Source organism: Micromonospora sp. NPDC000663 (assembly GCF_042898105.1).
In the GTDB taxonomy this organism is placed as follows: domain Bacteria; phylum Actinomycetota; class Actinomycetes; order Mycobacteriales; family Micromonosporaceae; genus Micromonospora.
In genome coordinates, this window is the sequence record NZ_JBIAYR010000004.1 from 571,750 (window position 1) to 582,466 (window position 10,717).

A 10,717-nucleotide genomic window follows, 5' to 3' on the forward strand; every position below is an offset into this window, starting at 1 on the left:
CCCCCATGACCATGCGGCCCATCCGGATCATCGGCGACCCCGTCCTACGCACCGAATGCGAGCCGGTCACCACCTTCGACGCCGAGCTGCGCGCCCTGGTCACCGACCTGATGGACACCCTGCTCGGCGAGCCCGGCCGCGCCGGCGTCGCCGCACCGCAGATCGGCGTCAGCGCCCAGGTGTTCGTCTACGACGCCGACGGGCACCGCGGCCACCTCATCAACCCCACCCTGGAGCTCTCCGACGACCTCCAGGACGACGAGGAGGGCTGCCTGTCCATCCCCGGGCTGTACTTCCCGACCACCCGCGCCCTGCACGCCACCGCCCACGGCGTCGACCAGAACGGCGAACCACTCACCATCAGCGGCAGCGGCTTTCTCGCCCGCGCCCTGCAACACGAGACCGACCACCTGCGCGGCACCCTCTACGTCGACACCCTGCGCGGCGACACCCGCCGCCGGGCCCTGCGCGAGATCCGCGCCGGCCGCTTCGACTCACCCAGCCGCCGCCGCTGACCCGCTACCGCGCCGTCAACGTCCACTCGTCGTAGTCGGCGAACCGGGTGAACCCCACCCGCTCGTACAGCCGCACCGCCGCCGCGTTGTCCGCCTTCACGTTCAACGTCACGTGCGTGACGCTCTCCCGCAGCCGCGCGCACAACGCCGCCACCACCCCCGCGCCCAGACCCCGACCCCGCCAGCGCGGGTCGGTCGTCACATTGCCCAGAGCCGCCACCCGGTACGCCGGCGAGAACACGTGCACCCCGGCCACCGCGACCAGCTCACCGCCCTCGCGGACCCCCACGTACTGCCCGGTCTCCAGCATCCGCTCGTCGAACCAGTTCCCCGGGTACGCCCGCGCGTACAGGCGCCGCAGCCCCGGCAGGTCCGCCGCCTTGAGCACCACACCCTGCGGACGCACCGCCGCCAGGCGGGCCGGATCGGTCAACGCCATCCGGTGGTGCCGGCCACTGGACTCCAACCGGAACGACCCGCCGAGGACGCCGGACAGCCCGGGGGAGAGGTGCGCGTACAACCGGGCCGGCAGCACCGGCGCAAGGTCGGCCAGCAACGCCCCCAACGCCGCTGTGTCCGCCGGCGCGGCGAACGCCAGCAGCGTCGGCGGATCCACCCCGTGGTACAGCAACACCACCTGCTCACCCCGACGGAACCACGAGGTGTACGGCCAGAAGAAATCGTCCAGGTCACCCAACTGGTAGGCGTGCAGCACCGGATCACGCCCCAGCAACCCCGCCAGGACCGCCCGGTCGTGCTCCGCGCGCACCGCCATCAGCGGGCCACCCACTGGTCGTGGCCGAGCTTCGCCACCAACGCCACGACCACCACCAGCAGCACCACCCGCACGAACCCCGACCCGCGCCGCAACGCCATCCGCGCCCCCAGCACCGCGCCCGCGACGTTGCACACCGCCATGCCCGCGCCCAGCAACCACCACACGTGCCCGGTCACCCCGAACACCACGAGCGCACCCAGGTTCGTGCCCGCGTTGACGACCTTCGCCATCGCCGAGCCGTGCACGAAGTCCGCACCCACAAGCGCGGTGAACGCCAACACCAGGAACGTGCCGGTACCCGGACCGATCAGCCCGTCGTACAGGGCGATACCCACCCCGGCCACCGCGACCACCGCCGCCACCCGCACCGGAGTCCGCTTCGCCGGCACCGCCACCACACCCAGCCGGGGACGCAGCAGCACGAACACCGCCACCGCCACCAGGACCACAAGCACCACCGGCCGGTACGCCGACGCCGGCACCGCCCCGGCCAGCGCCGCACCCACCCCCGCGCTCAGGACCGCCAACCCCGCCGCCGGCCCGGCCACCCGCCAGTCGACCTTCGTGCGCCGCGCGTACGTCACCGCCGCCGTCGACGTCCCGAAGATCGCCGCCAACTTGTTCGTGCCCAACGCCGTGGCCACCGGCAACCCCGGCGCAGCCACCAGCAACGCCGGCAACAACAGCAGACCACCACCGCCGACCACGGCATCGACCCAACCCGCCATCGCGGCGGCGGCCAGCAGAGTACTAAGCGAAACGGCGTCCACGGGCGGCAATTCTCCCCACCCGACCCGCCCGAGCAGCCCGACAGTGGCAAGCCTCACCCCTCAGCGACCCCGCGTACGCCGCAACCACACCCCCAACGCGCCAACCGCCACGAACACCAGCACGGAACACAGCAGCACCTTGACCATCCAGCAACACTGCCACGGGGACGTAGGGTGCAGGAGTGCGCCTGGCCACCTTCAACATGCTGCACGGACGATCCCTCACCGACGGGCTCGTCGACTCCGATCGCCTCGCCGCCGCCATCGGCGCACTCGACGCCGACGTGCTCGCCCTTCAGGAGGTCGACCGCGACCAGCACCGCAGCGGCAAACTCGACCTCACCACCATCGCCGCTGCAGCCCTCGACGCACCCCACCACCGCTTCGCCGCCGCAGTCGTCGGCACCCCCGGCGAACAGTTCCGCCCTCTACGCCACGACGACGACGGCCACGGCGAACCCTGCTACGGCATCGGCCTGATCAGCCGCTACCCGGTGCGCAGCTGGCAGGTCACCCGACTCAAACCGGCGCCCGTACGCTCCCCGGTCTACGTCCCCGGCCCCCGTGGCGGCCTCATCCTCCTGCACGACGAACCCCGCGTCGTCCTCGCCGCCGTCCTGGACACCCCCCACGGCCCGCTGACCGTCGCCGCGACGCACCTGTCGTTCGTCCCCGGCTGGAACGCCCGCCAACTCCGCCAGACCATCCGCGCCCTGCGCGCGCTCCCCGCACCCCGCGTCCTGCTCGGCGACCTCAACCTGCCCGCCGGCCCGGCCCGACTCATCTCCGGCTGGCACCCACTGGGTCGCCGCCCCACCTACCCCGCCGGGCAACCCCGCGTCCAACTCGACCACGTCCTGGCCGACCGGCACGCCCTCACGCAGCTCCCACCCGTACGGGCCGTCACCGCGCCGCTGTCGACCATCTCCGACCACCGCCCCCTGCTGGTCGACCTCGGCTGACCGCCGCCTCCCGCGCCAAGCCGCAAGATTCCCTCAAGATCATTGCATCGACGAACTCCGACGATCATGCTGGTCGACACGCCCCACGATCGACCCCGTCGGAGGCCACATGAGACGCCAGCGAACCACCCTGCTCGCCGTGTCCACACTCCTCGCCGTCACCCTCACCGCCGCACCAACCCCCGCCAGCGCCCAGAGCGCCGCAGCACCGAACCAGGTCACCAACCTCACCGTCCGCCAGGCCGACGGCTACGCCACCCTCGCCTGGCAGCCCGTACCCGACGCCACCGACTACCAGATCGAACGCACAGCCGTCGACGCCACCAACACCCCCACCGGCGAGCCGACAATCGTCGGCATCTGGCGACCCAACCGCCAGATCAACCAGAACGCACCCACCTTCGCCGACGCCGGCTTCAACCCCGGCGACAGCTTCCAGTGGCGCGTACGCGCCCGCACCGGCACCACCGAACAGCCCTACTCCGACCCCGTCACCGGCACCACCACCGCACCCTGGGGCAACCCCGACACCCCCGGCCAACAGCTGCGCACCCAGTGGGAGACCACCCACGCCGCGCAATACACGAGCGACACCGACGAGTACGCCTACACCGCCGCCATGGACGCCCTCAGCGACCGCGTACGCGTCGTCGAACTCGGCCGCACCGTCCAGAACCGACCCATCAACATGCTGGTCATCGGACACCCCACCCCGGCCACCACCCCCGAGGCCGTGGCCGCCACCGCACCCGTGGCCATCAACTGCAACGTGCACGGCAACGAACCCGGCGACCGCGAAGCCTGCCTCATCATGGCCCGCCAACTCGCCTTCAGCACCGACCCCCGCATCACCGACCTGCTCAGCCACACCACAGTCCTGATCGTCCCCACCATCAACGGAGACGGCCGCGCCAACAACACCCGCGGCAACTCCACAGGCCAGGACCTCAACCGCGACTACTCCCTGATCCGCCAACCCGAGACCGCCGCGTACATCAAGATGGTCCGCGACTACCGACCCGTCGCCGGCTACGACGGCCACGAGTTCGGCAACTCCCGAGCCGGCGACCTGCCCATGCTGCCGCCCCGGCACCAGAACGTCGCCCAACCCATCTTCGACCAGTCCCAGGACATGATCGAAGGCCACATGTACGCCAAGGGCGCCGAAGCCGGCTGGTGGCCCTGCCCCTACGGCTGCGAAGGCGGCGGCAACATCGGCCTCAGCGAGGAAACCATCCTGCGCAACACCCTCGGCCTCAAGAACGTCACCAACTCCCTGCTGGAACTGCGCAGCTCCGGCGGCCAGACCCGACCCGACGAGGGCAACACCGCCAACAACCGGCGCCGCAAGACCTACTCCGCCCTCTGGACCTTCCAGCAGTTCCTCGACTACCACCGCGCCGACCGCGCCGACATCCTCACCTCCCGCGCCGAAGCCATCGAGATCCAGGCCGCCAACACCGGCCGCCTCGTCTTCCGCGGCTCCCGACCCATCCCCGCCCACCCCGCACCCCACCCGGGCGACAGCCCGCCGCCCCTGGACGCGCCCCCGGCCAACCTGATCCTCGACAACGCGCCGTGCGCCTACAAGCTCACCGAAGCCCAGTACAACGGCCCGCGCACCGACGGACCCGGAGGCGTCGGCACCTCCGTCGCCCAGCGCATCGCCGCCCACGGCTGGAAGGTCATCACGACCACGGACGGCTACTACGTCCCCCTCAACCAGCCCGAACGCGGCCTCATCCCGCTGCTGCTCGACCCGATGGGCGTGGAGAAGCTGACCGACGGCGAACGCGTCTACCCGACCCTCACCGGCCGACGCAACGGACCACTCACCGTCACCGGCTTCACCTGCGCCGCCGACGCCACAATCAACGGCCCCGTCACCGTCCGCGCCGGCGCGGCACTCGTCACCACCGGCACCACCATCAGCGGCCCGGTCACCGCCAACGCCGCCGCCGGCGTCCTACTCGCCGACAGCACCGTCAACGGCCCCGTCCACATCGCCAACACCACCGACGCGGTCTCCCTCATCGACGTCACCATCGTCGGCCCGGTGAGCCTCACAGGCAACACCACAGGCACCGACATCCCGCTGCTGGCCGGCTCCACCATCCGCGGCCCCCTCACCTGCACCGGCAACAACCCCACCCCGACCAACCTCGGCATCGCCAACACCGTGCACGGCCCCCGCACCACCCAGTGCGCGGCACTGTGACCTCCTGACACCGCACCGGCGGCGCGGGCCACACGCCCGCGCCGCCGGCCCACCCCGACCCGTGGAGGCCGCCGTGCCGCAACCCGCCACCGCAGCGCGACACCCCCGACTACGGACCCTCGCCCTGCTCGCGTCGACACTGCTGCTCGCCGCCTGCACCGGCACTCCCCACACGCCCGACGCGTCAGCCACCACACCCCAGGTCACCGGACCCCTCTGCGCCGCCCTGCCCACCGGCACCGACCCCGGCAACCCGACCTTCCTCGCCAGCCAACCCGTCGAAGCGGCACTGCGCTGGATCCCCACCCTCACCACGTTCGAAGCGGCCCTGCGCACCAGCGGCGTCCTGGGCGACCTGCCTGCCGGCACCGCCGTCACCGTCCTCGCACCCACCGACGACGCGTTCGCCGCCACGTTCTCCGAGGACAACTGGGACGACCTCATGACCCACCACCCCGATGAGCTCCGCACCCTGCTCAAGGCCCACCTCAGCACCGGAGCCCACCCGATCGGCGACCTCACCGCCGCCGGCTCCACCACCACCCTCGACGGCACCACGATCACCGTCACCCGTGCCGGAACCACCACCCGCCTCGCCGACCGCGCCGACACCGTCTGCGCCGACTACCAGGCCACCAACGCCCGCATCCACATCATCAACGCCGTCCTCGGCCCCCTTCCCGTCACGGCCGACGGCACGGGCCACCGCGCACACTGAACCCGTTCACTCCTGGTCCGCCGCGACCAGAGCCGCCAACGCACGGTTGGTCCGGTTGGCCCGCACCGCGTCACGCTGCTGCCCGGCCGTCACCTCGATGTACGTCTGCGACGACGCCAACGACGCGTGCCCCAACAACCGCATGATCTCCGCCGCGCTCGCCCCGTCCTCCGCCAGACGGGTGGCGAACGTGTGCCGCAGCGCGTGCAACCGCGCCCCCCGAGGCACCCGGTCACCGATGCCCGCCCGCCGGTAGCAGGACTCCACCAGATACTGGAGCCCACCCCGGCGCAGCGGCTCACCGCGCCGGTCCACGAGCAACGCCGAGTCCGGCCGCACGGACCGCGAACCGAAGCGGCGGGCCCGACTGTCCAGGTAGTCCCGCAGCACCCGGTCCAGGTCCGCCTCGATCGGCACCACACGGGGCCGCCCACCCTTGCCGACCACCTCGATACGCCGTTCGCCGGGCCGGCCCGCCAGCGAGCCCACCCGCAACGCCAGCAGCTCCGACAGGCGCAACCCCGCACACAGCGCCACCGCCAGCACTGCCACGTCCCGCTCCGGCCACGGGTCACGCTGCCGGCCGTCGTCCCGGGCGACCGACGCGAGCAGCACCTCGGGGGTGTCCGCGCCGCGCAGCGGCTTCGGCTGGGGGAGGAGCGCCCGGGGACGCCCGACCGCAGGCATCGGGTTGCCCGCCACCACCCCGTCGGCGACCAGGAACGTGAAGAAACTGTTCCAGGTGGACCAGGCCCGGTGCACCGACGCGGGCGCCCGGGGCGCGGCGAACCGGGCGAAGGCCGCCCGCATGACGCGGGGGGAGAGGTCGGTGATCGACAGCTCGTCGAGGGGGAGGGGAGTGGCGTCACCGTCGGCCACCAGGGTGGCCACCGCGTACAGGTCCCGCCGGTAGGCCGCCAGGGTGTGGGGGGAGGGCTTGCGTGTCGCGCGGGCGGTCAGGAACTCCTCGATCAGCACTGCGAGCGATTCGTCCTTTTTGTCATGCATAAGGGATATTATGCAGCATTTTCGCGTTCCCGGGAAGCAGGGGAGAGGGGGACAGCTGGCACGTATCGTGCCCTCCATGAGACCGGCCGCCCCCTGCCCGCAGTGTGGTCGACGGGGCAACCCGAGCTGGTACGCGGATTCCGCCGAGCCGACCGCTTGGATGTGCCCGATGGGGCATCGGTGGTCGAGTGCCGGCGGACCCGACCGGACGCCGTACGCGTCACCTGCTGCGGTTCCCGGACGCCAGGACGCGGGTGCGGTGTCGACGGGGACGCGTCCCACGCGTGTCAGCAGGGACGGGCGGAGTTGGCGGATCGGGACGGCCGACGACGTCGCCTGGATCGCGGGCCGCACCATGCAGGGCCTGTCGGTCACCGCCGCCATCCCGCAGGTGTTCGAGGCGTACGCCACCTTCCACCCGCCGGACGGCGTGCCTGCCGACGCCCACGAACGTGCGGTCGTCGACGAGCTGGCAGCACGTACGCCGGAGCGGCGGTGGTGGCTGGGCTACCTCGACACCGGGGCGCACGACATCGTCTTCCCGGGCGCTTCGACGGTGTCCCTCTACTGGGGGTGGTCCTACCTGCTGGTCGAGGCGGGACCCGACCAGGCTCTCACCTGGCGTACCGGAAACCTGCGGGGCGACGGCGCGTTGCCCGACCTGTTCTTCCCGGCGGATCGTTCCTGGCTCGTCTCCGCGCTGTGGGACGACGCCTGGACCGGCATCGGCGCCAGCACGCACGTGCTCGCGGGACTGCGGCGTCATCCGCTGGTCAACGCCCGCCTCGTCGGTCCCGACGAGGACGCTTGTCCTCCCGGGCTGACGCGCGACTGACCTCCCTCGAGGGGACCCCTCGGATTTGCTCACTTTACATAATGTGCATTATCGAATCAGGACCTGGCCTCGCCGAGCGACGAGAGTGACCGCCCATCTGACGAGCGGACGGTACGCGACACGCCACCGGATGCGTTGACGTGTCCACATCGCTACGATGAGTCAGCAAACTCGAGCGGAGGGGGGGCCCGCGTGCGAAGTTCCGTCGATGGCACCGCGCCCACTCCTGCGCCGACCCGATCCGTCCCGTTCGCGGCCGACCGGATGCGCGGGCTCGCCCGGCGGATGCTGCTGATCCTGGCCGCCGTCGGCGCCGGCGTCGTGGTGGCCGTTCTGTTCCAGGGGCCGGCCGCCGCGGACGACGGCGTCGGCGGCGGCCATCATCAACGGACCGGCGTGATCGAGCGCGTCGTCCGGCTCACTGTGGGAGAAGGCATCGACCGGCACCGCCAGCGGGACGCGAGAGCCGACGACAGCCACCGGAATGCGCCCCCCAACTCGCCGACAGGGACTGTCCGGGTCGCCCCTGCGACGCCACCGACGTCGCCCGAGGGGTCGAGCCGAGGCTCAGCCAAACCGGTCGCGCTCCCCCGCGTCGGCGCGTCCGTGACGCATCGTCCGGTCGAGCGAAAAGCGGTCCGACCTGGAGCTCGCTCGGAGTCGGCAGTCCGGGTCGGTAGTCGTCCGCCTCGCGACGCCGGCCCGTCGCAACGGCTCGTGACTCCCCCGGCACCGATAGTGACAGAGGTAATCGCGGCGGATCCCTCGACCCGGGCCCACCCGCGCCTCGCCGCGCCGCCGGCGCTCCGGCCCGTCCTGTCGTCCACGACAGGCCTGGTCAGCGCCGTGGTCGCGCAGGTCGTGGGCATCGTGGACCGGGTGCCGATCCGCCCTGTCGTCGTCGCCCTCGGTCGCATCACCGGTGTCGTCCTGTCGCCGGTTCTCGACGCGGTGGTCGTTCCGGTGTCAGCGCGACTGCCCGCGCCGCCGGGGCCCGGGCTCGGCCCTGTCCCGGTGACCGACGCGGCGAGCCGGCCCGCACCGGCCCCACCTGTCGATCCGGCGCTGGCTCCGGTACGCCCCGTCGAGGTGCTGACGGCGGTGGCTGCGCCGTGGCCGGCGTCTGCCGTCCAGGGGCAGCGCATCACGTCTGCAACCGGGCATCGTGTCAAGCGGCCAGGTCCGACGGTCACCGCGGTTGGTCTTCCCGGGCTGCCCGTCGCACCCGCCGACCAGGACGCGGCCGGCGTCGACGAGGGGTCGACGCCCGCGCCCGGGCTGGTGTGGCCGGTTGTCCGGCAGGTGGTCGCCGCCGCCGCGCAGACCTACGATCTCGGGCTTTTCGTCCTCGGGACCCGATCCCCGTCGGTGGTCGCCCGACCCGGCTGAGGCGGCCGGTCGGCCTGCGGTGGCTGTCCTGTGTTCGGCAGGTTCCGCTGCTGGGTCGACCGGTGCCCGGGCCCGTTCACGAGACGGTGCCTGGGCCGACGCCTGCCCGTCTGTCATGCGTGGGCGGTCTGCTGGGCCCTGTGGGTGATCCGGGGTGGTGGCCGTTCGGCGCGTACCTGAGATCGGAGAGACGTGGTGATCCACGTTGTCATCGCCGAGGACATGGGTTTGTTGCGCGGGGCGCTCTGCGCCGCGCTGTCGCGTGAGGAGGACATGGAGGTGGTCGCCGACGTCGAGGGTGTCGGCGAGTTGTTGACGGTGGTCCGGCGGTGCCGGCCGCAGGTGGTGGTGCTCGCGCTGTCGCCGGATCTCCCCGATCCGGTGGAGGTGGTCGCCGCGGTCCGGGCGGGGGCGCCGACGAGTGCCGTGCTGGCGATGAGCCCCCGGTGGAGTCCGGCTCTTGTGGAGGCGGCGCTGGCGGCCGGCGCTCGGGGCCTGGTCGGGAAGGACGGCTCGCTGGAGGAGTTGGTACGGGCGATCCGCACGCTCGCCGACGGGGAGCGTGCGATCGATCCGGTCGCGGCGGCGGCGGTGCTGTGGCCGACGGAGAGTCCGTTGACGCCTCGGGAGTTGGATGTGCTGCGGATGGCCGCCGAGGGTCTTCCGCTGAAGGAGATCGCTGTGCGGCTGCACCTGGCGCATGGGACTGTGCGCAACCATCTGTCGGCGATTCTGCGCAAGACCGGTGCCCGTAACCGGTTGGAAGCGGTGTGGCGGGCGCGGCGGGACGGCTGGTTGTAGGCGTCCCCGGGGGGCGGGTCCGGGGTGTGTTCGGGCCCGCTCCCCCGACGTGCGGTTGCGCGATTCGCGTGTTTGAATGCGTACGTTGCGTGATCGTCATCGGGGTGCAGGGAAGGATTCAAGGTGATCCGTACGCTGCTCGCGTTGGACGGCACCCTGGTGCTGGGTGCGTTGTCGTTCGTCCTGGCTGCCGAGGACGACATCCGTGTGGTGGGCAGGGTGGACCACGTCGCCGCGGTTCCCGCCGCCGTGCGCGCCCACCGGCCCGATGTGGTGGTGGCCGACCTGGACTTCGTCGAGGGCGTCGAGGCGAGTCGTCTGGGTTCGTGTCCGGTCCTGGTGCTGGCTCACCCGCGTCGGGCGGGGCGGCTGCGGGGGATGTTCTGCGCGACCCGGATGGTGGGTGTCCTGCGCTGTGATGTCGCTCCGCAGCGGGTCATCGACGGGGTTCGTCGGCTCGCCCGGCGCGAGCCGGTGCTCGACGCGGATCTCGTGGTGGCGGCGCTGCACTCGGATGGTCCGTTGACCGATCGTGAGACACAGGTGTTGTCGCTGACCGCGGCGGGGGCGCCGGTGGCGGAGGTCGCGGTGTCGCTGGGGCTGAGCTGCGGCACCGTCCGCAACCATCTCGGTCGGATCGCCCGCAAGGTCGGGGCGCGTACCCGGGTCGAGGCGGTGCGGGTCGCGCGTGAGGCGGGCTGGATCTGAGCCCCACGCCGGTGG

The 10,717-nt window shown here is 72.1% G+C and carries 12 protein-coding genes; 8 read left to right on the plus strand and 4 right to left on the minus strand.

Annotated elements, in window-relative coordinates; all coding sequences use genetic code 11:
• The first annotated feature begins 5 nt into the window (after window positions 1-5).
• Entirely contained in the window at window positions 6-515 is a 510-nt protein-coding gene (gene def / locus ACFY1S_RS18110; protein WP_364364959.1) for a peptide deformylase, read from the plus strand.
• Window positions 516-519: 4 nt separating this feature from the next.
• On the opposite strand, the gene ACFY1S_RS18115 is transcribed toward def, so the two are convergent.
• Together ACFY1S_RS18115 and ACFY1S_RS18120 are read right to left on the minus strand one after the other, a co-directional pair.
• Window positions 520-1,290, minus strand: a complete 771-nt coding sequence (locus tag ACFY1S_RS18115; protein ID WP_387119068.1) for a GNAT family N-acetyltransferase — start codon at window positions 1,288-1,290, stop codon at window positions 520-522.
• Complete coding sequence (locus ACFY1S_RS18120; RefSeq protein WP_387119071.1) at window positions 1,290-2,063, minus strand: sulfite exporter TauE/SafE family protein; 774 nt, start codon at window positions 2,061-2,063, stop codon at window positions 1,290-1,292. Before ACFY1S_RS18120 ends, ACFY1S_RS18115 begins: the two co-directional genes overlap by 1 nt.
• Window positions 2,064-2,245: 182 nt before the next feature.
• Between ACFY1S_RS18120 and ACFY1S_RS18125 the strand changes: the two genes are divergently transcribed.
• The 3 genes from ACFY1S_RS18125 (at window position 2,246) to ACFY1S_RS18135 (ending at window position 5,961) form a co-directional block, all read left to right on the plus strand.
• On the plus strand, window positions 2,246-3,025 hold the full coding sequence (locus ACFY1S_RS18125; protein ID WP_387119074.1) for an endonuclease/exonuclease/phosphatase family protein: 780 nt from the start codon (window positions 2,246-2,248) through the stop codon (window positions 3,023-3,025).
• A gap of 109 nt (window positions 3,026-3,134) precedes the next feature.
• On the plus strand, window positions 3,135-5,243 hold the full coding sequence (locus ACFY1S_RS18130; protein WP_387119077.1) for a M14 family zinc carboxypeptidase: 2,109 nt from the start codon (window positions 3,135-3,137) through the stop codon (window positions 5,241-5,243).
• 73 nt (window positions 5,244-5,316) lie between these two features.
• Window positions 5,317-5,961: a fasciclin domain-containing protein gene (locus tag ACFY1S_RS18135; RefSeq protein WP_387119080.1), complete on the plus strand. Its 645-nt coding sequence runs from the start codon at window positions 5,317-5,319 to the stop codon at window positions 5,959-5,961.
• 6 nt (window positions 5,962-5,967) lie between these two features.
• Here ACFY1S_RS18135 and ACFY1S_RS18140 read toward each other — a convergent pair whose 3' ends face one another.
• Window positions 5,968-6,969, minus strand: a complete 1,002-nt coding sequence (locus ACFY1S_RS18140) for a tyrosine-type recombinase/integrase (protein WP_387119083.1) — start codon at window positions 6,967-6,969, stop codon at window positions 5,968-5,970.
• A gap of 259 nt (window positions 6,970-7,228) precedes the next feature.
• Here ACFY1S_RS18140 and ACFY1S_RS18145 point away from each other — a divergent pair, with 259 nt between their 5' ends.
• Window positions 7,229-7,804 carry a hypothetical protein gene (locus ACFY1S_RS18145; RefSeq protein ID WP_387119085.1) on the plus strand — a complete coding sequence of 192 codons (576 nt, stop codon included), beginning with the start codon at window positions 7,229-7,231 and terminating at the stop codon, window positions 7,802-7,804.
• Between the two features lie 162 nt (window positions 7,805-7,966).
• Here ACFY1S_RS18145 and ACFY1S_RS18150 read toward each other — a convergent pair whose 3' ends face one another.
• A complete protein-coding gene (locus ACFY1S_RS18150; RefSeq protein ID WP_387119088.1) occupies window positions 7,967-8,284 on the minus strand; it encodes a hypothetical protein in 318 nt (105 codons plus the stop codon).
• Between the two features lie 258 nt (window positions 8,285-8,542).
• Here ACFY1S_RS18150 and ACFY1S_RS18155 point away from each other — a divergent pair, with 258 nt between their 5' ends.
• From ACFY1S_RS18155 to ACFY1S_RS18165, 3 genes are all read left to right on the plus strand, one after another.
• Window positions 8,543-9,193, plus strand: coding sequence for a hypothetical protein (locus ACFY1S_RS18155; protein WP_387119091.1), 651 nt, complete (start codon window positions 8,543-8,545; stop codon window positions 9,191-9,193).
• Between the two features lie 195 nt (window positions 9,194-9,388).
• Window positions 9,389-9,994: a response regulator transcription factor gene (locus ACFY1S_RS18160; RefSeq protein ID WP_364364987.1), complete on the plus strand. Its 606-nt coding sequence runs from the start codon at window positions 9,389-9,391 to the stop codon at window positions 9,992-9,994.
• A 123-nt stretch (window positions 9,995-10,117) separates the two neighbouring features.
• A complete protein-coding gene (locus ACFY1S_RS18165; RefSeq protein WP_387119094.1) occupies window positions 10,118-10,702 on the plus strand; it encodes a response regulator transcription factor in 585 nt (194 codons plus the stop codon).
• Window positions 10,703-10,717 lie beyond the last annotated feature (15 nt).

Coding starts and splice junctions, on each gene's coding strand:
- ACFY1S_RS18140 (WP_387119083.1), bottom strand. CDS start 6,969: ATGCATGACAAAAAGGACGAATCGCTCGCAGTGCTGATCGAGGAGTTC.
- def (WP_364364959.1), top strand. CDS start 6: ATGACCATGCGGCCCATCCGGATCATCGGCGACCCCGTCCTACGCACC.
- ACFY1S_RS18115 (WP_387119068.1), bottom strand. CDS start 1,290: ATGGCGGTGCGCGCGGAGCACGACCGGGCGGTCCTGGCGGGGTTGCTG.
- ACFY1S_RS18130 (WP_387119077.1), top strand. CDS start 3,135: ATGAGACGCCAGCGAACCACCCTGCTCGCCGTGTCCACACTCCTCGCC.